Origin of the sequence: Nisaea denitrificans DSM 18348 (genome assembly GCF_000426505.1) — a bacterium.
GTDB lineage: Bacteria > Pseudomonadota > Alphaproteobacteria > Thalassobaculales > Thalassobaculaceae > Nisaea > Nisaea denitrificans.
This window is the reverse complement of record NZ_KE384531.1, coordinates 199,004-223,598: the sequence shown is the minus strand read 5'-3', so window position 1 is coordinate 223,598 and position 24,595 is coordinate 199,004. Positions and strand designations below refer to the sequence as shown.

At 60.2% G+C, this 24,595-nt stretch carries 20 protein-coding genes; 11 read left to right on the top strand and 9 right to left on the bottom strand.

The window, feature by feature from the left end; all coding sequences use genetic code 11:
• Positions 1-32 precede the first annotated feature (32 nt).
• Entirely contained in the window at positions 33-1,361 is a 1,329-nt protein-coding gene (locus K328_RS0117985) for a dihydroorotase (RefSeq protein ID WP_028467154.1), read from the bottom strand.
• Between the two features lie 187 nt (positions 1,362-1,548).
• Between K328_RS0117985 and K328_RS0117980 the strand changes: the two genes are divergently transcribed.
• Together K328_RS0117980 and K328_RS0117975 are read left to right on the top strand one after the other, a co-directional pair.
• Positions 1,549-2,679: a YjgN family protein gene (locus K328_RS0117980; protein WP_028467153.1), complete on the top strand. Its 1,131-nt coding sequence runs from the start codon at positions 1,549-1,551 to the stop codon at positions 2,677-2,679.
• Between the two features lie 3 nt (positions 2,680-2,682).
• Positions 2,683-3,741 carry a M48 family metallopeptidase gene (locus K328_RS0117975; RefSeq protein WP_028467152.1) on the top strand — a complete coding sequence of 353 codons (1,059 nt, stop codon included), beginning with the start codon at positions 2,683-2,685 and terminating at the stop codon, positions 3,739-3,741.
• Here the strand turns inward: K328_RS0117975 and K328_RS0117970 are convergent.
• The 7 genes from K328_RS0117970 to K328_RS0117940 all read right to left on the bottom strand — a co-directional run bounded on the left by K328_RS0117970 (position 3,738) and on the right by K328_RS0117940 (position 10,869).
• Complete coding sequence (locus tag K328_RS0117970; protein WP_051285087.1) at positions 3,738-4,289, bottom strand: tetratricopeptide repeat protein; 552 nt, start codon at positions 4,287-4,289, stop codon at positions 3,738-3,740. The genes K328_RS0117975 and K328_RS0117970 overlap by 4 nt on opposite strands.
• A 42-nt stretch (positions 4,290-4,331) precedes the next feature.
• Positions 4,332-5,639 carry a glycolate oxidase subunit GlcF gene (glcF, locus tag K328_RS0117965; protein WP_028467150.1) on the bottom strand — a complete coding sequence of 436 codons (1,308 nt, stop codon included), beginning with the start codon at positions 5,637-5,639 and terminating at the stop codon, positions 4,332-4,334.
• Positions 5,640-5,653: 14 nt separating this feature from the next.
• Positions 5,654-6,877: an FAD-binding protein gene (locus K328_RS0117960; protein WP_028467149.1), complete on the bottom strand. Its 1,224-nt coding sequence runs from the start codon at positions 6,875-6,877 to the stop codon at positions 5,654-5,656.
• A 36-nt stretch (positions 6,878-6,913) separates the two neighbouring features.
• Complete coding sequence (gene ppk2, locus K328_RS24750; RefSeq protein ID WP_084608390.1) at positions 6,914-7,978, bottom strand: polyphosphate kinase 2; 1,065 nt, start codon at positions 7,976-7,978, stop codon at positions 6,914-6,916.
• 77 nt (positions 7,979-8,055) lie between these two features.
• The gene (locus K328_RS0117950; protein WP_028467148.1) at positions 8,056-9,543 is read right to left on the bottom strand and encodes an FAD-linked oxidase C-terminal domain-containing protein; all 1,488 of its coding nucleotides are present in this window, start codon (positions 9,541-9,543) and stop codon (positions 8,056-8,058) included.
• Positions 9,544-9,717: 174 nt separating this feature from the next.
• Positions 9,718-9,843, bottom strand: a complete 126-nt coding sequence (ykgO, locus tag K328_RS0117945) for a type B 50S ribosomal protein L36 (RefSeq protein WP_028467147.1) — start codon at positions 9,841-9,843, stop codon at positions 9,718-9,720.
• A gap of 126 nt (positions 9,844-9,969) precedes the next feature.
• Positions 9,970-10,869 carry a class I SAM-dependent methyltransferase gene (locus tag K328_RS0117940; protein ID WP_028467146.1) on the bottom strand — a complete coding sequence of 300 codons (900 nt, stop codon included), beginning with the start codon at positions 10,867-10,869 and terminating at the stop codon, positions 9,970-9,972.
• Positions 10,870-11,176: 307 nt separating this feature from the next.
• Here K328_RS0117940 and K328_RS0117935 point away from each other — a divergent pair, with 307 nt between their 5' ends.
• Positions 11,177-11,986 carry an acyl-CoA thioesterase gene (locus tag K328_RS0117935; RefSeq protein WP_028467145.1) on the top strand — a complete coding sequence of 270 codons (810 nt, stop codon included), beginning with the start codon at positions 11,177-11,179 and terminating at the stop codon, positions 11,984-11,986.
• A gap of 11 nt (positions 11,987-11,997) precedes the next feature.
• Here the strand turns inward: K328_RS0117935 and K328_RS0117930 are convergent, their stop codons facing one another.
• Positions 11,998-13,608: a 5-guanidino-2-oxopentanoate decarboxylase gene (locus K328_RS0117930; RefSeq protein WP_028467144.1), complete on the bottom strand. Its 1,611-nt coding sequence runs from the start codon at positions 13,606-13,608 to the stop codon at positions 11,998-12,000.
• A gap of 147 nt (positions 13,609-13,755) precedes the next feature.
• On the opposite strand from K328_RS0117930, the gene K328_RS0117925 reads away from it, so the two are divergent.
• The 8 genes from K328_RS0117925 to K328_RS0117885 all read left to right on the top strand — a co-directional run bounded on the left by K328_RS0117925 (position 13,756) and on the right by K328_RS0117885 (position 24,586).
• Positions 13,756-14,502: an aldolase gene (locus K328_RS0117925; protein WP_036554873.1), complete on the top strand. Its 747-nt coding sequence runs from the start codon at positions 13,756-13,758 to the stop codon at positions 14,500-14,502.
• Positions 14,503-14,610: 108 nt separating this feature from the next.
• Entirely contained in the window at positions 14,611-15,570 is a 960-nt protein-coding gene (locus tag K328_RS26025) for an HAD hydrolase-like protein (protein WP_156901469.1), read from the top strand.
• Positions 15,567-18,005, top strand: coding sequence for a glycosyltransferase (locus K328_RS26020; RefSeq protein ID WP_051285083.1), 2,439 nt, complete (start codon positions 15,567-15,569; stop codon positions 18,003-18,005). The genes K328_RS26025 and K328_RS26020 overlap by 4 nt, the downstream gene beginning before the upstream one ends.
• The gene (locus K328_RS0117905; RefSeq protein WP_169721227.1) at positions 17,998-18,870 is read left to right on the top strand and encodes a class I SAM-dependent methyltransferase; all 873 of its coding nucleotides are present in this window, start codon (positions 17,998-18,000) and stop codon (positions 18,868-18,870) included. Before K328_RS26020 ends, K328_RS0117905 begins: the two co-directional genes overlap by 8 nt.
• A 43-nt stretch (positions 18,871-18,913) precedes the next feature.
• Entirely contained in the window at positions 18,914-19,897 is a 984-nt protein-coding gene (locus tag K328_RS24735; RefSeq protein WP_051285082.1) for a calcium-binding protein, read from the top strand.
• Between the two features lie 144 nt (positions 19,898-20,041).
• Positions 20,042-21,748 (top strand): ATP-binding cassette domain-containing protein, encoded by a 1,707-nt coding sequence (locus K328_RS24730; RefSeq protein WP_084608388.1) that lies wholly within the window; start codon positions 20,042-20,044, stop codon positions 21,746-21,748.
• Complete coding sequence (locus K328_RS0117890; protein ID WP_028467140.1) at positions 21,745-23,070, top strand: HlyD family type I secretion periplasmic adaptor subunit; 1,326 nt, start codon at positions 21,745-21,747, stop codon at positions 23,068-23,070. Before K328_RS24730 ends, K328_RS0117890 begins: the two co-directional genes overlap by 4 nt.
• An 82-nt stretch (positions 23,071-23,152) precedes the next feature.
• Entirely contained in the window at positions 23,153-24,586 is a 1,434-nt protein-coding gene (locus K328_RS0117885; RefSeq protein ID WP_028467139.1) for an ABC transporter substrate-binding protein, read from the top strand.
• Positions 24,587-24,595: the final 9 nt, after the last annotated feature.

Here is a 24,595-nt window from a genome sequence, read left to right as displayed (position 1 = left end):
ACCGCCCCGTCAGGTAAAGCACTTCCGAAAGCTTACAGTGTCTCGACGAACCTGACCGGCGCGCCCGATGCCTTGCCGACCAGCTCGTCTTCGCGCATCACGACATTCCCGCGCACCAGCGTCGCCATCACCCAGCCCGTGACTTTCTTGCCGTCATAGGGCGTCCAGCCGCATTTGCTGGCGATCCAGTTGTTCGTGATGGTGCGCTTTGCCTTCAGGTCGACGATGGCGAAGTCTGCATCGTAGCCTTTGGCGATCCGGCCCTTGCAGGCGATGTTGTAGACCCGCTGCGGGCCGGCCGAGGTCAGCTCGACCAGGCGGCGCAGGGACAGCCGTCCCTCGTTCACATGGTTCAGCATGTTGACCAGCAGCGTCTGTACCCCGGTCATTCCGCTCGGGGTCTGCGGATAGGGCTTAGCCTTTTCCTCCAGCGTGTGTGGCGCATGGTCGGAGCCGATTACGTCGACCACACCCTGCTCAATGGCGCGCCAGAGCGCGTCCTGATGATGCTTCTCACGCACCGGCGGGTTCATCTGGGCGAGCGAGCCGAGTTCCTCGTAGCAGTCCGGCGCCGCCAGAGTGAGATGGTTCGGCGTCACCTCGACGGTGGCGATATCCTTGTTGGCGGCGAGGATGTCCATCTCCTCCGCCGTCGTCACATGCAGGATATGAACGGGCCGTCCAGCCGCACGGGCGAGCTTCAGAATGCGGTTAGTCGCCAGGACAGCGGTTTCCTCGTCGCGCCAGATATTGTGGACGCGGGGATGGCCCTCTTTTTCGGCAATATGCTTACGCTCCTCCAGCCGGTATTCGTCCTCGGCATGCACGGCAAAGCGGCGGTGGCCGTCGGCGAGGATCTTCGCCAGGGTCTCGTCATCCTTCGCCAGCAGGGAGCCGGTCGAGGAACCCATGAAGATCTTGATGCCGGGGCAGCCCGGCAGGTTCTCGTATTCATGCAGCTTGCCGACATTCTCCGCCGAGCCGCCGACGAAGAAGGCGAAATCGACCCAGCCGCCAGCCTCGCCCCGGGCGATCTTGTCCGCGTGGGTTTCCGGCGTCAGTGTCAGTGGGTTGGTGTTCGGCATCTCGAAGATCGCCGTCACGCCCCCCATGGCCGCCGCCATGGTGCCGTGCGCGATGTCTTCCTTGTGCTCCGCACCCGGCTCCCGGAAATGCACCTGGGTGTCAATCACGCCGGGCAGCACATGCAGGCCCGTGGCATCGAACACCTCGGCCGCCGATCCCGCATCGAAGCACCCCAGCCCGGCAATCTTGCCGTCCTTCACCGCGACATCCATCGCCTCAATCGCGCCAGGCGTGGCGACGGTACCGTTCTTGATGATCAGATCGTAAGAGGACATGGGAGCGGGCCTTTCGGGAGGATCTTGTGGCGAACGCCTAGCGATACAACCGGACGCGCGCCCAGACAAGGCGGAGCGAGTCGATTATAGGGCGCAGCAATTTTTGGGAACCCGCAGGTGACACAGATTGCATCTCAGGATACGACAATAATTCAAAGTACAACGTCTACGTGATTTGGGGACATTGATGACGTTTGAAAGCAGTGGTGCGGGCAGCATCGGGATTGCCGGGGAAAAGGATATTCTGGCTCACAAACTGGAATTCGACCGGAACGGGGTTGGCGGCCTCCTCATGCTTCACATCGTGAACATCGTCTTCATGGTGTTGACCTTTTTCGTCTACCGCTTCTGGGCTCTTACCCGCGTGCGACGCGCCCTCTGGCCACGGATGCGTTTCGACGGCAGCCCGCTGGAATATACAGGCACCGGACTCGAGATCTTCATCGGCTTCCTGAAAGTCTTCCTGCTGATCCTGCTCCCCTACGGTATTTTTTCGAACTGGGTGAACTCCCGCATCATCGACCCGGAGATCGGATTCAGCTTCCTGTTCGCCTTGCTTTCCTATCTCAGCGTTCTCGGAATTGCCTTTCTCTATTCGGCCGCCCGTTATCTTGCGTATCGCTATCGCGTCAATCGCACACACTGGCGCGGCATCCGTGGATCTGTCGACGGGGCGGCCTATATGTACGCTCTGAAGTCGTTCGGGTGCTATTTTCTGGTTTTCATTACATTCGGGATCATGAAACCCTGGATGGATGTCAAATTACTTCAATACAAATTGGACCATACCAAGTTCGGCGGGCAGCAATTCTGGTTTGCAGGCACGACAGAAGGACTATGGCGACCATATCTGCTCTTTCTGCTTATGCCTCTTATTGTGCTCTTTGCTTTTGTCGATATCGACGGCGGAATAATTTCTATCAGATTTAGCTTTCAATTTGACTCTTCCGACAGCGCGGCAGCCATACATTGGCAGAGTGTAGGGATTGTTGTGATAGGAGCGATCTGCTCGGCACTCGCTTACCTGAATTACCAGATTCAGTTCTGGAAAAAAGCCGCTAGCAGGCTCACATTCGGTGCAGCTCATTTCAGCTTTCAGCCAACGATACGCCAAGTTTTCGGCCTCTATATCGGCAACTGGCTGATCACCTATCTCTCACTATGGATCCTTTTGCCCATAGCTTGGCTCCGAAAGGGCCATTTCCTTGCACAGCATTTGACGATCACCGGCAATCTGAACTTGGACGCGCTTGTACAGGCCGAATTCGATACCGATTCAAAGGGTGAAGGATTTCTCGGTGACTTCGATATTGCATAGATCATGAGTTCGCATTTTTTCGACGGCAGCTCCGCCAAGCGTTACGAGATCACGCCGGAAGTCTGGCAGGAGGGCATCTCTTTCTCGACCGAACGGGGTGATCTTGCCTGGCGCTACGAGGACTTGATCCGGCTCTGGGATTATCGACCGTCGGACCATCTGGCCTTCACCCATCGCAAACATCAGGACTCGCGCCTGATCATCGAAGAGCCGGAGCTTGTCAAAGCGATCGGGCAGCATGCGCCCGATCTGCTCAATCGCAAGAAGGAAGGATTGCGGGCGGCACGCGTTGCCGGAGTGCTTGCGGTCGGCGTGATCACGGTGGTCGCGGCAATCTATTTCCTCGTTCCGCCGATCACCGACACTCTTGCACGCATCGTGCCCTGGTCCTTCGAGGTGGAAGAGCGGCCGGAGCTCGCGGCGCTGGAGAAATTTTTGGGCAAGCGTTGCACCGCCGGGCGCCCAAACGAGATCCTCAAAAGCCTGACGGACCAACTCCTCTCAGTCTCCGACTTCCCGCATCCGATCCTCATCGATGTTCTGGACAACAAGATGAGCAACGCCTTCGCCCTTCCGGGCGGGCGCATTGTCGTGATGCGCGGCTTGATCCGCAACGCGCGCAGCCCAAATGAGCTTTCAGCCGTACTCGCGCACGAAATCGGCCATGTGGTGAACCGTGACCTGACTGAACGCTGGATGCGGAACAGTGCGATCGGCGCAATCGCCACCTTGCTGTTCGGAACCGGTCCAACCTCCCTCGGCGACACGTTGTTCCAGAATAGCCTGTCACTTTCTTTTTCCCGTTCGGACGAAGAAGCGGCGGATCGCTATTCAGTGCACCTGCTGAACCAGCTCGATCTCGACCCGAGCGGCGGCGCAGCTTTCTTCGAACGGCTGTCCAGGTCGGGCGGGCTTGGCGAGACCCTGCCCGACTATCTCAACACGCATCCCGAAAGCGAAGGACGCGCCGATTATTTCCGGGAGCGCGGGACGGGGACCAAACAGGCACTTTCACCGGCGGACTGGCTGATCCTGAAACAGATCTGCGTCAAATCGAGCTAGAGCGGCTCGCCTTCCCGCAGCTTCTCCAGCGCTTCCAGCCGCTCCACGATCCATGGCATGTGCGGGTTGATTTCGAGCGCGGCGGTGAAGGCCCTGATGGCACCATCGGCGCTTTCAATCTGCTCATAGATCAGACCAAGACCGGACAGCGCGCCAAAATGGCGTGGCTCCAGAGCCAGCGTGCGCTCGATATCGCGTACCGATCCCACGACGTCTCCCATGAGATAGAGCAGGGTCGCGCGCTTGTTCCAGGCTTCGGAAAACTCGGGATCTATCTCAACAATCGTGCTAAAGATCCGGGCCGCTTCTTCCAGCCGCCCGGCATTCATCAGTAATATGCCGCGCTGGAAGCGAAGATCTATTTCCGCATCCGAGCCGTGCTGGGACCAGATGGCCCAGATCTGACGCTCGACATAGAGGGCATCGGTAATGGAAGCGGCCGCCTTGAGTTCCGCGAACAACGGATCGAGCCGCGTGTCGGTCTGGTCCGCCGAAACCGGGGAGGAGAGGAAGATGGCGAACAGAGCCGCGAGGATCAGTCTCCGCATAATTCTGAGGTAGATCCCGATCCGGTCCCGCCAAGCCCCCGATCACACGTTTTCGAGCGCTTCCGGTTTCGGCCCGCCGGTTGCCCAGTCGAGCAACTCCACCGTGTGCACAACCGGCACGCCGCTGCCCGATGCGATCTGCGTGATACAGCCAAGATTGCCCGCCGCGATCACTTCCGGCGCGGTCTTTGCGATATTGGCCAGCTTGCGGTCCCGCAGGCGGGTGGCGATCTTCGGCTGCAGCATGTTGTAGGTGCCAGCCGAACCGCAACAGAGATGCCCTTCCGGCACATCCTTCACCGTAAAGCCCGCCTTGCGCAGCAGGGCCTGGGGCAGGCTCTTGATCTTCTGGCCGTGCTGCATGGAGCAGGCGGAATGATAGGTCACCCGGAGCCCATCCCCGGCAAGGCTTTCCGGCAGATCCAGCTCTGTAAGCAACTCGGTGACATCCTTTGCCTTGGCAGCAATCCGCGCCGCCTTCTCCGCATAGGCCTTATCCTCGCGTAGCAGAAAGCCGTAGTCCTTCACCGTGGTGCCGCAACCGGAAGCATTGATGATGACGGCATCAAGACCGCCTTCCTGCTCTTCCAATCCTACCCAGGCATCGATGTTCGCCCGGGCCGAGGCCATCGCCGCCTCTTCCTTCCCCATGTGATGGGTCAGCGCGCCGCAGCAGCCCGCATCCTTCGGCACCACCACCTCGACATTGTGGCGGGTCAGCAGGCGGATGGTCGCATCGTTGATCGACGGCGCCAGCGCCTTCTGGGCGCACCCGGCAAGCATCGCCACCCGAAGCTTGCGCGGACCCGCCGCAGCATGCGTACCCGGCTTTTCAAGCGGGCTGCGCGCGGGAAGCTGTTTCGGTGCGAGGGACAGCATGGCCTTCACCCGGCCACCGAGGGCATCGCCAAACAGCCCGGCGAAAGGACGCGCCATTGCCGCCCCGAGCAGGGCGAAACGAAACCGGTTCGGGTACGGCAGCAGCCAGGCCAGCAGGGAGCGCAAGGCGCGGTCCATGAGGGGGCGGCTGTAGGTCTCCTCGATATGGGCGCGGGCATGATCGACCAGATGCATGTAGTTCACGCCGGAGGGACAGGTGGTCATGCATGAGAGGCAGGAGAGACAACGGTCGACATGCCGGACCACCTCGTCATTGGCCGGCTTGTCGTTCTCCAGCATATCCTTGATCAGGTAGATCCGGCCGCGCGGACTGTCCAGCTCGTCGCCAAGCAGTACGAAGGTCGGACAAGTCGCGGTACAGAACCCGCAATGCACGCACTTGCGCAGGATGCTTTCGGATTCCTTGACCGCCGGATCGGCGAGCTGGGCGAGGGTGAAGTTTGTTTGCATTATATCTCGCCCTCTCAGACGCCCGCATACATGCGGCCGGGATTGAGGATGTGTTTCGGATCGAAACTCTCCTTCAGGCGCATGCTGAGCGCTGCAATCGCATCCGGTTGCGGATGGAAAACTGGAACAGCCGCGCGCACTTCGTGCCCGGCACGTACCAGCGTCGCATGTCCACCGGCAGCGCCGACAGCCGCACGCACCACCTCGGCACCAGCATTGTCCGAGACCGGGAGCTGCAACCAGATCAGGCCACCTGCCCAGTCCGAGAACCAGGCAGCGCCGTCCATCGCGGACAGCCTCCCCGCGACATCGGCTCCGGCGGACGGCGGTACGGATATGCGCCAGACGGGAGCGGGCAACGGTGCCACCAGATACTGCACATCACGCACCTCACGCCAGAAACTCTGGCTGTTCATCGTGTGCAGTTCCTCGACAGCGCCGAACGCGGACAACTCCTCGCGCAGATCGGCACAACGGCGCTCGACGGACGGCCCGAAACCCTCGATCCGCAGCGCCGTGACGGACACACCGGCGCCCTTGATATAGGACACGCCGGACTTCCCGGTGAGATCCGCAGGTATATGAGCCGCAGCGGACACTTCATGGGCGCTGTTCATGGCCGCACTCATCGCCTTCACGGCGGCCGGGCCATCAAGGCCAAGTACCAAAACGGTGTAGACCTTCTCCGGCGAGGGCAGGACCTTCACGTCGATCTTCGTCACCGCCGCCAGCGTGCCGTAAGAGCCGCAGATCACCTTCGGCAGATCGTAACCGGTGACGTTCTTCACCACCCGGGCGCCGGACTTGAACTGTTCGGCCCGCCCGCTGACCGCCTCGAAGCCGAGCAGATGATCCCGGGCCGAACCCGCCTTGATACGGCGCGGCCCGCCGCTGTTGATCATCAGCGCGCCGGCAAGGCTGCCTTCGGACGATGCGCCACCGAGCAGAGCCGTCAGATCCATCGGCTCGAAAGCGAGCATCTGGTTGTTCTCGGCCAGCAGCTTTTCCACCTCGGCCATCGGGGTAGAGGGATAGGCGGTAAGGACCAGTTCCGCAGGCTCATAGTCGATCACGCCGGAAAGCCCCGACAGGTCCAGCATGGTCTCCGCCTGGAAAGGCCGCCCCAGAGCGCGCTTGCTGCTCCGCCCGACAATCGCCAGCGGCTCCCCGTTGGAGACCGCCCAAGCGACGGCTTCCTCAACCTGTTTGCTGTCTTCCGGCTTAAACGTTGATGCCATGTGTCGTCCCTGTTGCCCCGATGCGGCCTGCCGCCGCTATTCCGTTTCGGTTGGTGTGCCGTCACCCCGGCCACGCTGCTGTTCCGGATGCAGCGATTTTCCGAGGATATGATGATCGTCGCCGACGACATGCGCGCCGGAGCCGACGATCAGCGGGTCGGGCCCGCGCACGATCCGCCGGTCCTTGTTGTCATAAGGCAGACTGGACAGGAAGTGCTGCATGCAGGCCAGCCGCGCCCGTTTCTTGTCGTCCGACTTGATGATGGTCCACGGCGCATCGGCCGTGTCCGTATAGAAGAACATCGCTTCCTTGGCCTCGGTGTAATCGGGCCACTTGTCGAGCGACGCCAGGTCGATGGGAGAAAGCTTCCACTGCTTCAGCGGATCTGTCTTCCGCGCCTTGAAGCGCCGTTTCTGCTCTTCCTGGGTAACCGAGAACCAGTATTTGTACAGACGGATTCCGGAGCGGGTCAGCATCTGTTCCAGCACCGGCGTCTGGCGCATGAATTCCAGATAGTCGGAGGGAGAACAGAACCCCATCACCCGCTCGACACCGGCCCGGTTGTACCAGGAGCGGTCGAACATAACCAACTCACCACCCGTCGGCAGATGCTCGATATAGCGTTGGAAGAACCACTGATTCTTTTCCCGGTTGGTTGGTTTGTCGAGTGCGACAACGTGGGCCCCGCGCGGGTTCAGATGCTCCATGAAGCGCTTGATCGTCCCGCCCTTGCCAGCTGCATCCCGTCCCTCGAAAAGGATGACGACCTTCTGATCGGTATCCTGGATCCAGCGCTGCGCCTTCAGAAGTTCAGCCTGCAGACTGGCTTTCTGACGTTCATAGACAGCCCGCTTTATTTTCTGATGATAGGGATATTCGCCAGTCTCGAAGATGCGATGGATCTCTTCCGGGCTATGCCGCATTTCTGAGAGGTGGTGGAGCGTTTGCCCGGCAGCTGCATGAGCAGCCTGGCTACGGTCCGCTGCATCAGGCGCCGCTTTATCAGACACAGTGTCCACGGCAGGCGCAGTGGGTGCTTTACTCTTCGCCGAGGCAGTCGTTCGCCGCTTGGCTGCCGCAGGCTTCGTCACATCTGTCATATCAATTCTCCCTAGTCGGCCGGCCCCAACCGATCAACCATTTGGCGCCTACAAACCGGCCCCATCATTGACAGACATCAAAATCGTGGAATTTCGGGAAACGGTAGCTGGCCCGCGCTGACATGCATCCGGCCGAGCTCGGCGCAGCGATGCAGTTGCGGGAACACCTTTCCCGGGTTCAGCAAGCCATCCGGGTCGAAGGCGCATTTCACCCGCTGCTGCTGGTTCAGGTCGGTCTCCGTGAACATCGCGCCCATCAAGTCGCGCTTCTCGATGCCAACTCCGTGCTCACCAGTCAAAACACCACCAAGCTCGACGCATGCCGTCAGGATGTCGGCGCCGAAAGCCTCCGCCCGCTCCAACTCACCTTCCTTGTTCGCATCGAACAGGATCAGCGGATGCAGGTTACCGTCCCCCGCATGGAAGACATTGGCGACCCGCAGATTGTGCTTCTTCGACATCGCACTCATCCGGGTCAGGATTTCCGGGAGCTGTTTGCGCGGAATGGTACCGTCCATGCAGATGTAGTCGGGCGAGATCCTTCCGACCGCCGGGAACGCGGCCTTGCGTCCGGCCCAGAAGGTGTTCCGCTCGTCCTCGCTCTCGCTGATCCGGATTTCGCTGGCGCCGTTCGCTTCCGCGATCTCCCGCACCTGGCCGATCAGATAATCGACCTCGACCTCCGGGCCATCGAGTTCCACGATCAAAAGAGCGCCGACATCGCGCGGATAACCGGCATGGACGAAATCCTCCGCCGCGTTGATCGCCGGATTGTCCATCATCTCCATGCCGCCCGGAATGATCCCGGCACCGATCACAGCCGCGACGCAGGCGCCCGCTTCTTCCGGCGTCGGGAAGCCGACCAGCACGGCGCGCGCGGTTGAGGGCTTGCGCAGGATCCGCACAGTGACCTCTGTGACCACGCCCAATAGTCCTTCGGAGCCGGTAATCAGGCCGAGGAAATCGTAGCCGTCCGCTTCAAGATGCTTGCCGCCAAAACGCAGGATCTCACCGTCGATGGAGACGAACTCGACGCCGAGCACATTGTTGGTGGTGAGACCGTATTTCAGGCTGTGCACGCCACCGGAATTCTCCGCGATATTGCCGCCGATCGAGCAGGCGATCTGGCTGGACGGGTCTGGCGCGTAATAGAAGCCGTCATCCTGGACCGCGTGAGTTATGCCGAGATTGGTCACGCCCGGCTGGGTCACCACTGCGCGGTTGTCATAATCGATATCGAGAATCCGGTTGAACTTGCCGAGGCCGAGCAGGACACCGTCAGCCAGCGGTAGAGCGCCCCCGGACAGACCGGTTCCCGCACCGCGCGGCACGACCTTCACACTCGCTTCCTTGCAGTAGCGCAGAATATCCGCCACCTGCTGCGTGGTTTCAGGCAGCACCACGATCATCGGCAACTGGCGATAGGCGGAGAGGCCGTCGGTCTCGTAGACTCGCATGGAATCGGTTTCGGTGATCACCCCCTCACCAGGGACGATTGCCCGAAGCGCGGCTGCGATTTCCTCGCGGCGGCCGATAACGGACTGATCAGGCTCCGGCATCTGCATAGCGCTCTCCCACTTGTTTTCAGTCCACAATAGGACCGTCGGACACGGTGGGCAATCTGACGTCGAAATTCCGTATGGAAAGATCCAATCCCACGATATGGAATTACTTTTTCAGACATGAAAAAGGCGGCGATCCTTACGGACAGCCGCCTTGATCGGATCAGGCCGAGGCTATTAGCCCTGACGTGCCTTGAAGCGCGGATTCTGCTTATTGATCACGTAAGTCCGGCCCTTGCGGCGAACAACGCGACAATTACGGTCCCGCTTTCTCAGCGTCTTGATCGAATTCGCGATTTTCATGACACGAGTCCAAATAATTCTGTCGGAAAGGCTTGCTGCCTTCGAGAAGCGCGGAACATATGGTGGGGGATTGGGGTTGTCAACGCCTGATCCCCGAAAAACGCCCTTGCGGAAACGTTTCCCGGATCAGGCCTTTACGGGCTTCAGAGCGAAATAACGATGCAGCCGGATCTCGCCCGCTTCAAGCAGTGCCGCCAGCCGCGCCCAGCGCTCGACCTCACCCATCAAAATCTCAAGTTGCCGAGGAGTGGCGCTGATCTTGCCTTCCTGATACCGGTCAATGAAGCTCTGGAAAGCTCGGGTCATATAGCCATGATAGTCTTTGCTGATGTTTTCGGACACCCGGACATCCATTTCCAGCGCAGCCATTTCCGCGTCGTAGCGATCCATCGTCCAGAGGTGAATCGGGAAAGGATCGTTCTTGATCCATTTCTGGACCGCAGCTGAAGGCTCTTTGCCAGGCGGGAGTACGAAATCGGTGAGCGACAATTGCCCGTACATCCGAAGCGCTCGCTTCAGGGTACGCAACATCCGGGTCTTATCCTCGGTCCTGAACAGGAACTCCCTGGTCAGGATACAGTCGAAACTGTTCGCCTTGAGCGTGATATTGGCCGGATCGTACTCCTGCAACTTGACCTTCGCCCGGGTCTGCGACATGTCGATATTGCGTTTGGAGATCTCGGTCAGCTCCGGCACGTTCTCGAGCAGCGTCGCATAGCAGCCAAACTGACCAACTACCGCGATCGTGCCGCCGCCCATGCCGCTGGTCAGGTCGAGCAGGTTCATCTGGTTGTCGAGAGCGAACGGTTTGGCCAGGGTCAACGCATGCTGCGCACCGCCCGGCATGTTGAAGCCCTTGCCCCAGATAGCCTCTATCATTTCGATGGTTTTTGGATGCCAAGGACCGAGGGCTTCTTCCTCCTCGGGTTCCTTCTCCTCGAGTTCGAAATCGAAATCGAGTTTTGTCTCGTCAACAGAGAGTGTCCGCAAAAAAGCGTACCAGACACGCTTTACGCGCCTCGCCACTTTGCTCTGTCTCCAACCACCCGCCAAACTATCCCCCAAAGACTTCACGCAAATAAAGATACAATTTTATGTTAACCATGAATTTTTTAACACTTTATGAATCTCTCACGGAGATTTCATTCTATCCACCTTTGCTTTCCCGCGAAAAATTTTCAGGCATCATTCATGGAATGACTTTCGCGTATCGCCCGATTCTCCAATTTTTTCAAGTAATAGAAACACAAGACCATTGAAATAGGGGAATTGACGATCATCAAGCTGAGCGGCCTATAGTCGCATTCTGACTTTGCAAAGCTGGATAGTGGACATGAGTGCTGGATTCTCCGAGACCTTTCGGGGTGACGTTAAAGCTTGGGAATGCGACGTCGTCGAACATTTCACCGTCGCCTATTACTATGAAAAATTTGAAGCGGCCGGCTGGCGCTTCCTGCGGGACCATGGCCTCGACCCGAGGAAAGCTCGCACGACGGACTGCTACACGCGCTATCATGCCGAACTTCGAAAGGGCGATCTGTTCCACATCGAAACCGGTCTGATCGAGACCGGGCTGCGCCCCGTCATTGCCCACAAACTCTTCAATTCAGAGACAGGCAAGCTCTGCACCACCATGGAGCAGACGCTGGACGGCGCAGCACTGACCGGCTCCGAAGTCGAGTGGGACGGACCGCCGAAGGAAGAGCGGGCGCCCGCATCCGCGTCGGCCAAATGGGTCCGTGCCGGGATGGATGTGGTGCGGCCGAGCGATCTCGACTGGACAGGAAAACTCGGCCTTGGCGGGCTGATCCACCAGTTCTCCGGCTCCGGTTTCCACGCCCTTGCCACCATCGGCATGAGTCCGACCTACCTGCGCGACAACCGACGCGGCTTTTCGACCTTCGAATTCCAGATCGAGATGGATCATTGGCCGGACAGCGGCGATCTCGTGCATATCGACAGCACGGTCGCCCATGTAGGCTCGTCCTCCATCCGGATGGTCCATCGTTTGATGGACACCACGAAGAACACGCGGCTGGCCGAACTCAGCCAGTTCGGTGTGCATCTCGATCTCGACGCGCGCAAACCAACACGGCTACCGGAATCGATCCTCGAAAAGGCAAAGGAAATGCTCGGCGCCTAAGCCCAGGCCGTTCAGTCCGTCCCATTCAGGAAAGCGGCGTCCGACCGGAGCTCGATCAGAGTCGGGCCCGTTGCAGAGAAGGCTTCGGCGAGCGCATTGCCGAAGCCTTCGGCATTTTCAGGCCGGGCATAGCCGCAATGATAGGCCGCTGCGAGTGCGGAGAAATCGGGCACCAGCAAATCCGTGCCGAGCGGCTGCACGCCCGCATCGATCATGTGATCCCGGATCTCGCCATAGCCGCCATTGTTCCAGACCACCACGGGCAAGGGCATACGCAGCTCCGCCGCGACGATCAGCTCCTCCGCCGTGAACAACAAACCGCCATCGCCGGCAATCGCCATGGCCGGCCGCTCTGGCGCCCCGAGCTTTGCACCGATCGCCGTCGGCACGCCGGTGCCAAGGGTCCCGAAGCCGTTCGGGAAATGCCAGCCATTGGGATGGTCGATCCGGAAGTAGGAGGCGCCGGTATAGGCGACCTGCGTCGAATCGAGGGAGATGAAGCAATTCTCCGGCATATATTCGGCCAGCATATTGAGCATGCGGCAGCGGTTCATCGTCTCGGGCGCCTCATGCACCGCACGGTTCTCTTCCCAGAGACGGGCGGCACGTTCTTCTCCACCAGTAGCAGGCGTGCGGCCAAGGCGCTGGGTCAGCGCCTCCATAGTCAGCGCGGCGTCCCCCAGGATCGCGAGATCGGGTCTGAAACCGCGCACGAGCTGCGCGGGGTCGATATCCACGCGGATCAGCCGGGCACCAAGCTGAATATCCGAAGCACTCGTCCAGAAACTCGTCTCCGCCAATTCGGAACCCACCGCGAGGACGATGTCGGCATCGGCGAGCGCGCGCTGTGTCGGCTCAAGTTCAAGAGTTGCCCCGGCGCTGAGGGGGTGCGTTTCCGGAATCGTCCCTTTGGCGGCCGTGGTCGTAACGACCAGGGCGCCAAGCCGCTCCGCCAATACGAGCGCTTCGGCCCCGGCCCATTTCGCCCCGCCGCCGAGCAGCAGTACCGGCCGTTCTGCCTCGGATAGGAGCGCAGCCGCTTTGGCTACAGCACCAGCTTCAGGTCCGGGCTTCGACGTTCTTGGCCATGCGGTGGCATCAACGTTGGCGGGCTGATCAAACAGATTACGCGGCACTTCCAATCCAACCGGGCGGGGACGCCCGCTGTCGAACTGGGCATAAGTCTGCGCAAACACCTCCGGCAGATTTTCCGGAGCCCGCAGTTGATGATTGAAGGTAGTGACGGTCCGCGCCGCATCGTGCTGGTTCGGCATTTCGTGCAGGAAGCCCTGCCCCATCCCGAGCTCGTTGCTCTTGTTCGCTGCGGCGACGACGAGCATCGGCACAGAATCCGAATAGGCCTGACCGATCCCCGTCGCGGCATTGAGAAGCCCCGGGCCGGTGATGACCGAACAGGCTGCCGGACGGCCGGTCGCAAGACCATATCCATAAGCCATCAGCGCCCCGCCCTGCTCATGCCGTGGCGTCACGTGGCGCAGACCGCTCGATACCAGCGCTCGGTAGAAGGCTACGGTATGCACGCCCGGAATGCCGAAGATCGTATCGATCCCGTAGCTTTCCATCAGTCCGACAATCGCATCGGCGCAGCTTTTCTCGGCCATCTCGCCTCCGTTACTTTCTGGTAATTGACGCCGACCCGGGCCGGTACCGTGCACCGCTTGGCACTTCACGGGACCCTAACGCCCGGTCTATCGTCGGCAAAACAACAAATTCTTAAGCGCAGATAAGCCCACTTGGAGAGAGCCGCCATGACCACGGACATTCAGCAAGCCCGCATCGATCTCGCCTGCTCACTACGCTGGTCTGCCCGCATGGGCCTCAATGAAGGTGTCGACAATCACTTCTCGCTGGCCCTGCCCGACGATGACGGCGTGATGCGCGGCAATCGGTTCCTGATCAACCCGTTCGGCTGGCACTGGTCGGAAGTCACCGCTTCCTCGATGGTCCTCTGCGATGGTGACGGCACTGTGCTGGAAGGCACGGAGACGGTCGAGGACACGGCCTTCTTCATCCACAGCCAGATGCACAAACACGTGCCAAGCGCGGTCTGCATCATGCACACGCACATGCCCTATGCCACCGCCCTCACCCTGCTGGAAGGCGGGCGCCTCGAGATGTGCGAGCAGAACGCCCTTATGTTCGACGGCCGTATCGCCTATGACGACGAATATGAAGGTCTGGCACTGGATGAGGATGAAGGCGCGCGGATGGCGAGTAAAATCGGCAATAACGCGATCCTGTTCCTCGCTTGCCATGGCGTGATCACCACCGGCGCCACGGTGCAGGACACGTTCAACGACCTTTATTATCTGGAACGCGCCGCGAAGGTGCAGGTTCTGGCGAAATCCACCGGCCAGAAAATGCGCACGATTTCGGAACGAGTCCGCTCCCACACCCGCCAGCAGGCCTCCACCGAAAATGCCCGGGTCGCGGACCGGCATTTCAAGGCATTGCGCCGGATGCTGGAAAAGGAAGAGCCCGATTTTCTGAATTAAGATGACAAAGTCTGAAATCGGAACACCAACTGAATAAACTTTTATGGCGAATATTCGCGCATGAAAATAACCCTTTAAGGGCATACTGATTGGTGGCACGATCCCGCCTTGTCGTGGGCACAGGTCCGCGACGATGCAGGACCGGGATCGATGGACGGGCACGGGAAAATCGATAGCGACGCCGAGCAGGGGAGTAGTGCGCCAATCGAGCACGCGCTGTCCCCTTACCTCACCATTCAGAAAGCGGCCGCCTGCCTGCGGTCCTTCTATGGCGATCCGGTCAACCGAGCCCAGCTCCTTGAGGAAATCGGCAGGGTTGTCGCGGCACACAAGATTACTCTGCTGTCTATCGACGTCTTCGATACAGCATTGCTAAGGTCACCGGGATCGGAACTTGGCCGTTTCTGGTCACTCTCGAAGCGCTTCCATGAAACACTTCCAGCAAGTGCCAACGGACCGGATCCGTCGGCAGAAGATGCAATGCTTGTCCGCATCGCCGCGATGCGCGCCGCCTATGGAATGCAGCGACACTCCGTCATTGGGAGCGACCCCTCACTCGACGATATTGCCGGAACCGTCTGCTCACTTCTCAACCGGCCGGATCTGACGGAACATTATGTCCGGACCGAACTGGAATGCGAGATTGAAGACGTCACGCTCAACCCGCTGATCTCCGAGATCAGGGAGCACTTCCCCTCTCTGCGGACTGTATTTCTCTCCGACATGTATCTCGACAGCCGGCGGATCGGGCGCATCCTCACGACAAAGAGCGACATCAGTTATCGTCCAAAGGTCTATTCCTCGGCGGACGGGCACGGCAGCAAGATTGGCGGAGGCCTGTTCGATCATGTTGCGAAGACACTGCGGGTCAAACCAAACCACGCCCTGCATATCGGCGATCATCTGGAACATGATTATCGCGGTGCCAAGCGCCGTGGCTGGCATGCTCTGCACCTTCCCCTGCCGGATGAAGAACTTCGCGAACGGCGGGCCCGTTTTGCCGGCACCCGTGCCGAGATCATCGCGCTGGATGGCGGCTTCGGTCATGAATGCAGGTTTGCGCCATGACCAAGCGCCCCGCAGAGACGAGAGATCTTCGGGAGATCGGGCGCGACCTATTCGGCCCGCTCGTCAACCTCTACCTGCTGAAACTGCACGCACATCTTTTGCAGACCGATCCGCGCCGCGACCGCATCCTGTTCGGGCTCCGTGCAGGGCTGCGTATCCGGTCCCTCTACGGCATATGGCTTGAACGGCGCGGCTCCTCCCTTCCAGATCATGCGGTTCTATTCAAAACCTCCCGGCTGATGGCCGTAAAGGCTGCCTTCAAGGCCGTTCCCGATCTCGCCCTGACGGCTCTTGCCCGGGAACTTGATGGAGAGAGCCTCGACAGCATCGTCCGCGCCCTGCTCCGGGCGGAGGTGCCATCCAGCGAACTCAAACGCGACAATCCACCTATCCAGCAGCAGCCGCTGCACGAGTTTCTGCGCAGGGATATTCCGGAGGCACGGCGCGTCCGGCGCCACCTACGCCAGCAGGCGGACCTCTTCGCGGACTATCTCGATGCCGTTTCCGGTCCGGCGGAGCGGCTTGTTCTTGTCGATACCGGATGGCGAGGCACTCAACAGCTCCTGCTCGAACGCACCTTCCCGAAGAGAGACTGGGCCGGTGTCTATTTCGGCTGTATCGGTCGCGCCGATATTCTCGGGGTAAAACCTCAGGAAATGTCCGGCCTGCTATTCGACAGCCCGGATATCGACCCCGATAACCCTGCCTCGACTCTCATCCTTCACCGTCATCTGATCGAGAATCTATTCGAGCCGTCTTTCCCATCGGTCGAGCATCTCGACCGCAGCGACATCAAAGCCGCAAAACACGGAACCACGGTAAAGAGTCCAGTCCGCGAACTGCCCGACCCGGCATATGAAGGCGTCATCGACCATATCGAAGCCCACGCTTCGGACAGCCCTCGGGAAATCGCAACTGCCTATGCGATGGCAATGACCCGTCTCCCGGACATGATCGCGGCACCGACACCGGCAGACCTGGAACAGCTCACCCTGAAACCGCGCTCTCTCGATCTCGGCCGGACCGGCTCCGTTTCCGTACTCCTGCCTGCAAGGGACCGCTATCCCGGCGACAGCCCGCAACAGCGTGTCGAGGAAGCGCTTTGGGGGCCGGGACAGGCCACTATCGAGTTTGATGGGGAGCGGAGACAGCGCGCCCAACGTGCACTGCAAGCAGAGGTCACCCGGTCGCCGCGCCCCGATGAGCCATCCGTTGCAATCATCACCCGCACCAAGGATCGCCCGATCCTTCTGGAAAGAGCGGCCCGCAGTGTTGCCGGGCAGACCTATCGAAACATCCGCTGGGTTGTGGTCAACGATGGCGGTGATCCGAAACCGGTGGGCGATGTTCTGGAAAGATCCCTGGTCGATCCAGGCCGGATTGTCTTTCGCTCACACCCGGAAAGCCTCGGCATGGAAGCGGCCTCGAATGCCGGCATCCGCACCTCCATCTCCGACCTGATCGTCATTCATGACGATGACGATAGCTGGGAGCCGGATTTCCTTGAACAGTCCGTCAATTTCCTCAACCGGCATCAGGGTCTGTATGACGGCGTCGTCTGCCACAGCACACATGTCGAAGAGATCATCTCGGGAAACACTGTTCTTGAGTGTGGCCACCGCCCCTTCAACAACTGGCTGCACAACGTGCAGACCGCCGAAATGGCGGCGGGCAATGTATTCCCGCCGATATCCTTCCTGTTCCGCCGCGCCTTATGGGAACGCCTCGACGGGTTCGACGAGACACTCCCGGTGCTGGGGGACTGGGATTTCAATCTGCGCTTTCTGATGGAAGCAGATATCGGTGTGCTGCCATTGCCGCTGGCAAACTATCATCATCGCTCGGACGAGGGCGAGGACACGGACGGCAGTTACGCGAATTCCGATAGCGGAAGAGAAAACCCGCATGTCGCTTTCAATGCAATTTTGAGAAACCGCTATCTACGGCGGGCGGCGCGCGAACCACAATTTGCCACACTCGCCGGGCTGATGGGGCAGGCATACGGATTGGGAGATCTGCGATCGCGCCTTCAGACAGTCCCGGCTACGCCATCCGCAGCGCTGGACGAGGCTGATGCGGGAATACTGAAAAAGCGCTGTGCCGCCCAACAGCAGGAACTCGACCGGCGCTGGGTTCTCCTGCAAATGACCGTAACGGAAATCATCCGCACCCGGGGTCTGTCCATCGAGGCGGGTGATCTCATCCGGCAGATCTCCAGCCTGGCCGATGAATATGTCCAGTCGACCGTGATCCAGCCGCCACCGGATTTCGACGAGACAGCGTATCGGATGGAAAATCCGGATATCGCCCGGGCAATTGCCGAGGGGCGCTTCAAGACCGCTTTTGACCACTTCACCAAGTTCGGCCGGCACCAAGGTCGGCAGCGGCCACATGCGGAACCTGCCGACCAACAACGGATGCCCGCCGATGACTGAGCAACTCCCCGCCGCCAGCGCCTATATCCGCACCTTGCGGACGGAGATCAGTGCCGCCCAGGAAAAGGCGCAACGAGTGCGGCAGACCATCGAGTCCTGTTGGTCGATGGCTGCAAACGCGCTCCCGCCGCCAGCCATGATGAATATCGTGGGGAGCCCGGATGAGACCCATTTCCGTACAACAATGTGTGATCTGTTTGGCGAGTTGGTACAGCGCGGCAGCATCGACCGGACGGACACAATCCTCGACCTTGGCTGCGGTTGCGGGCGGCTGGCGATCCCCTTCGCCGCTCATCTGGATGGCGGCGCCTATTTCGGCGTCGACGTCTGGCCGGAGGGGCTCGATTGGTGCCGGGAAAACTTAGCCTCTGAGACGGGAGCCATCCGGTTCATTCAGAGAGAAGCTGTCAATAACTACTACTTCGAGCCCCGCGATCCCGGTGCCGCCAACCGCTACCACCTCTCAGAACTGCAACGCGAGCAAGTCGATTTCGCGTTTGCCGTCTCCCTCTTTACCCACCTCCAGAAACAGGACTGCATCAGCTATTTCTCCGAACTGTCGCGTGTCCTGAAACGAGGCGGCTGCGCGTACCTGACCTGCTTCATCATTGACGAATTCTTCTTTGATTTTGTGCGCCGAACCGGCCTGCACCGATCCGTCTCGCAAGAGGAGCAAGGGTGCTATTACGCCTATCAGGGACAGGATTTTTTCGCCGGGTACACCCGGAAAACCTGGACCCGGATGCTGGAGGACAGCGGCCTCAAAATAGTCGGGTTCGACCCCGGAAAATGGGCCGAGAAACCAGGCGCCCTGCATTATCAGGACACATTCATGGTCGTGCCTCAAGGGTATCGAAAGGACTGACATTGGCCACGACAACGACACGACCAAACAGGAGGAGCATCTCGTGGCATCCCTAGTAGGGGGCAGTTTCGATCCGCTGGAAAACCGGAACATCGACGCGGAGCAGAGCACGCTCATTCGCGATTTTCTCGATCAAATCGGCTTGTCGGAAGGGTCGGTCGAGACTGTCACGGTCCAATCATCTGGAGGCTCGTCCGGTATCGATAGCCAAGAGCCCTTCGTCCTTCCCGACGCAACGACCGCGGCGACCGTTCTGGCTCCTGACGGAGAGCAGATTTCGATCTCGCTCAATCCGGATTCCGCAACCGGACGGGTTCTGATCGTGCAGGGCTCCGGCGACGCCCTGATTACCGGCGGTGGCGGCGACGACAAGGTTCAGGCGGGCAGCGGCGCCGACACTGTCGATGCCGGCCGCGGCGACGATCTTGTTCGCGGCGGTCTCGGCTCCGACAACCTGGCTGGCGGCTTAGGCAATGACATCATTTACGGCAACACGGGAAGCGACACGATCGGCGCGGACGACGGCGCGAACAGTCTTTTCGGTGGCCAGGGAGAAGATTGTATATCCGGCGGAGACGACGGCGATTTCATCATGGGGAACCGGGACGCGGACATCGTCTACGGAAACATCGGCGCGGATGTCGTTTACGGAAACCAGCAGAACGATACGATCTTCGGCGGAAACGGCCGTGACACACTCTACGGCGGTCAGAGCAACGATATCCTGGAAGGCGGCAATGGAGACGATGCCTTGCACGGCAATCTCGGCGCCGATCAGTTCGTCTTCCGAACCAACAGCGGCGTAGACATCATTTATGACTTTGTGGCCGGAACCGACACAATCAGAGTCGCGTCGGGGATCAACGGCTTGCCAGTCACGGAAGCAGGGGATCTCGTGAGCCGCATCTCCAGCGATGCGCTCGGCAATGCAGTGATCGATTTCGGGAACGGCAATGTTGTCACCATCGACGGCCTGAGCGCCAGCGACCTGCTTGGCGACATAAACTCCTACATCAGCGTGGGTTAAGATTAAAGCCACCGGAGATTGAAGAGCTCGGAGATCTCCCGGAAATGGTAAAAGTCCCCTAAAACCAACAATTCGAGACGACTCGCATACAAATGCAGTCAATGATAGAAACTTATTGGTTGTATTTATGTGAAATCAATAGTGATGCCAAAGCAAGCCAATACAGCCCTGTCATCCTCCCGGCATTTTCAGTCAATTATGATGAAATGCGTACCCGGGCTAGTGCTCTGCATTGTTCTGAGTTTCGCCATTTCACTCACTATGTTCGTTCCGCCCCTCTACATGCTGAAACTGTTCTCCGGTGTAACGGAAAGCGGCAGCGTTGCAACTATTGCCGGATTGTCGCTTCTCGCCGGCGGAGCGATCCTGCTCTATTCTATCCTCGATTACCTGCGCAGCCTCACCTACCAGCGCCTTTCCGGCTGGCTGGCAGAGCAACTAGGTGAGGTGGCAATCGCGCCGATCTCGGCGCTCTCTCTCGGGGGCGGCGAGAGACCGGCCGAACTGCTAAAGGATATCGGACTGCTGCGCGACTTTGTGTCGGGAGGCGCGCTTACCGCCGGACTGGAAATGATTTGGGCGCCGATGTTCTTCGGGGCCCTCTTCCTTATGCATCCCTATTTTGGCTGGCTCGGCCTCGGCGCGGGATTTGTCCTCATGGTCATGGCCGTGACAAACGATCTGCTGACCAGAGCACCAGCCCGGCAAAGCAGCGACTGTGCGGAAACCGCCTATCGCGAGATCAGCGATGCCCTGCGCTGTGGCGAAGTCATCGATGCCATGGGAATGCTCGGCAACGTCGCCCGGAGATGGCGCATGCAAAACGCGGCAATGATCGCCGCGAATATGCGCGGGGCGCAACGTCAGGCGATCATTCTGAGCACAGCGAGGGGCTTCCGTCTCTCGGTACAACTGGCCGTGTTTGGCGGCGGCACCCTGCTGGTTCTGGAACAGGCCGCCAATTTCGGCACGCTGCTCGCCAGCTCCATCATCCTTGCCCGTGCCCTCGCGCCGCTCGAGCAACTTCTTGACCGCTGGCGGCATTGGAATGCGGCGGCAGGCGCGATCCGGCGCATTGCGGCCACGCTGGGTGAACCCGCCCGGTTGCAGCGCTCGTTGATGCCGCAACCCCGTCCGTGCACCAGGTTGAGTCTCGACAATGTCTCTTTCGTGCCTCCCGGTGCATCGCGGCCAACCGTGAAAGGCGTCTCTTTCGATGTCCGCAGCGGAGAGTTCGTCTGTATCGCAGGCGCGGCAGCGTCCGGAAAAACCACCCTGCTTCAGCTTATGACGGGCCTATGGCAGCCGACCGTCGGCTTCGTCACGCTGGACGGCCACGATACCCATAGCTGGAGCCGCGACGATTTCGGCCACCATGTCGGCTATCTGCCGCAATCGGCCCAGCTTTTTGGCGGATCAATCCACTCGGTTATTTCGCGGATGTCGGAGAGCGATCCCTACGTCACGGTCAAGGCCGCGAAACTTGCTGGCATTCACCATGTGATCGGCAGATTGCCAAACGGCTATGACAGCCCGCTCGACAGACTGACCGGCGGGCAGAGACAACAGATAGGCATTGCCCGAGCGTTTTATGGCGACCCCGCACTGATCCTGCTGGACGAGCCAGACAATAACCTGGACGGACACGCCCTGAACACCCTGATTACCACGCTCAAATGGCTGAAGGAGAGGGGCCGGATGATCATTGTGACCAGTCATCGCCAGGAAATGTTGCGTAGTGCGGACCGGGTGATCCTGCTCGACAACGGAGCCGTCGCAAAAATCGCTGTGCCGGCTCCCCCCCCTTCGCCCGACCTGTCCCCACCTTTGCCTGAGCCGGCCCCATCATGAGCACGCTTACAGATTATCGAACCGGGAAGTTCGATTCCGGTCCTCGCATCGGTTTAATTATCCTGTCCGCTCTCTCTGCGATTACGCTCTTCGTGATCGGAGCAATACTCTGGAGTTGGCTTATTCCAATCAATGCCGCCGTGCTGGCCGAAGGCCGCGTGCTGGTTCAGTCATACAAAAAAACAGTGCAGAGCCGGGACGGCGGGCGGATTTTGCGGATTCTGGTTTCGGAAGGAGACAGCGTCACCGCAGGGCAACCTCTGCTGCGTTTCGATCCGGCGGAGGCCTGGGCCGAGCATGACATGACACGCAACCGGCTGATGCAGACACTCGGCCGCGAGGCCCGTCTGTCGGCCGCCCTGCGCGGGGCGGACCAACCGGATTGGCCGGCCGCCCTGACCCGGAACCCAACTGACCCGGATGCCCTGCGGGTGATGGAAATCGAGCAAACCCTGTTCACTGCGGCAAAGCAGGAGCAGGAAGGCAAGGAGCTGGTGCTGGCCCGCCGGATCGCGGAGATAGAGGAAGAAGTCCGCTCCCTTGAGGCGCAGGTTCGCTCGACGGACAGACAGTTGCCGATGCTCGAAGAAGAAACTGCGGATGTGTCGACGCTGCTGAACAAAGGGTTGGAGCGCAAGCCTCGGCTGCTCGCCCTGAAGCGCGCCCGGGAAGCCCTCCTCGGCGAACGGAACACGCTCCGAAGCAAGATCGCCCAGGCCGAGGAGAATCTGGCAGCCGCCAGGCTCAACCTGCTGGCCTTCCGGAGCCAGAGCCAGACGGAACTGGCCGAAGCCCTGACCCGAACCTCCAATGAAATCGCAGCGTTGCGCCAGCAAATGAAAAGCGCGCGCGACCGTCTCCGCAATACGGAGATACGCGCGCCTGCAGCGGGAGAAGTCGTCGATCTCGCTTTCCACACCATCGGCGGCGTGGCCCAGCCGGGGGAAGCAATCCTGAGCATCGTCCCGCGGCAGGATGAACTGGTTGTCGATGCCCGTATCCGCGCGGCGGATATCGACGCAGTCTATCGCGGACAGCTCGCCGAAATCCGTATCAGGGCCTACCGTTGGAGAGACCGGCCACCGCTGCATGCACGGGTCGTTCGGATTTCAGCGGATCTGCTGGAAGATGCGACAACCGGCCAGCCATTCTACGAAGCGCGGCTGAGGTTCGATATCGGCAGCAGCCAAGCGGCCGCGATATCCGCCCTCAAAGTAGGAATGGCGGCAGACATCGCTCTTCTGACTGAAGCTCGGACCGCCGCCGACTATATCCTGGGCCCGGTCTCCCAGCTTCTGTTCCGCGGATTCCGGGAACGCTGAGCCACGCATTTCATCACTCGAACCGCTCACACTTTAAATCCGCTTCCCCTGCGCGATATGCTCTTCGCCGAGGGAGAAAACAATGACGCCGACCGTAACGATACTGCAATCACGTATCGAGCTCGTGGATCCGCAGGACTGCACCGATAACTCGGACACTCTCGCCTTGCTAGAGGCCTTGTTCGACGCACTTGTCCGGCGTGGCCGAGACGGACGGTTCGTTCCCGCTCTGGCGGAGAGCTGGGCATTGGCTGAAGATGCCTGCCGCTGGACTTTCCGGCTCCGGCCGGGGCTGCACTTTCACGACGGCAGTCCACTGGATGCGGAAGCGATGAAGTACTCGATCAAACGCATGCAACGGCCTGACATCGGCGCCACCCTCGGCGCACCGGCTGTCTGGGGCCAGTATCTCGGCGACGCCCGCATCACTGCCCCCGATCCCCTGACCCTGACGATAGAAACGGTAGAGCCGACTGCGGATCTGCTCGATATTCTGGTTTCCGGCTATGCCCTGCCGCCCCATCTCGCCGACCGCCAAGATTTTATGCAGCACCCTGTCGGCAGCGGAGCTTTTCAATTCGAAGGCGCCGAGCCCGGTCGGGAGGTTCGCATGACAGCCAATCCCCATTGGTGGGGCGGTGCCCGGCCACAAGAACAATTGATCTGGCATTGTGTGCCTCTGTCAGAAGCGCGGGCGGAAGCGATCGTGGCTGGACGGGCGCAGGTGGCAACCCGTCTGTCGCCGGCAGACGCCGAGCAGCTTAGCGACGGCATCACGCAGCACGATTACTTCGACCCGACAGCGATCATCTACTTGCTGAACGCCGCATCGGGGCCATTCAGCGATCCCCGTGTCCGGCGCGCGATCACGCTCGCTGTTGACAGACAAGCGCTGATCGCCGATGTGCTCGACGGCGCCGGGACACCGCTGGGCGATTTCGTCAGCAGTGCCCATATCGGCGCCGCGCCGGAGCCGGCAGACATAAAACCCGATCCCGAGGCCGCTCGGGCCCTTCTTGCCGAGGCCGGTTATGGCGACGGCCTTGTGCTGGGTGTCGACTGCCCGACCAGACTACCGGACGAAGCGCAGGTCCTGACCAACGCCCTTGCCCGTCAGTTGGCGCAGATCAATGTTTCACTCATTGTGCGCACGGTAGAGGATCGAGTGGCCTATGCGGAGCAGATCCGGGACAAGAAAATCCACGACATGTGCGTCTTCGATTCCAGTCCGATGAGCACGTTCCGCGTGCTGAACGAAAAGATCGACAGCCGGGTCCGCGGTTCCTGGTGGGAAGGCTACCGGAACGATGCGGTGGAGGCACTGCTCGACCGCTCCCGCCGGACAGTTGATCCAGACGCACGCGAAAACATCCACCGGCAGAGCTACATGGCTCTCCGGCAGGACCCGCCATGGCTGCCGCTCTATCATCATCGTTTCACGGCGGCGATCGCCGGCGATCATCCGGACTGGCGGATGCGCGCCGACGGTGTTCTCGATGTAACGACCCTGCCCTGAGATCAAACG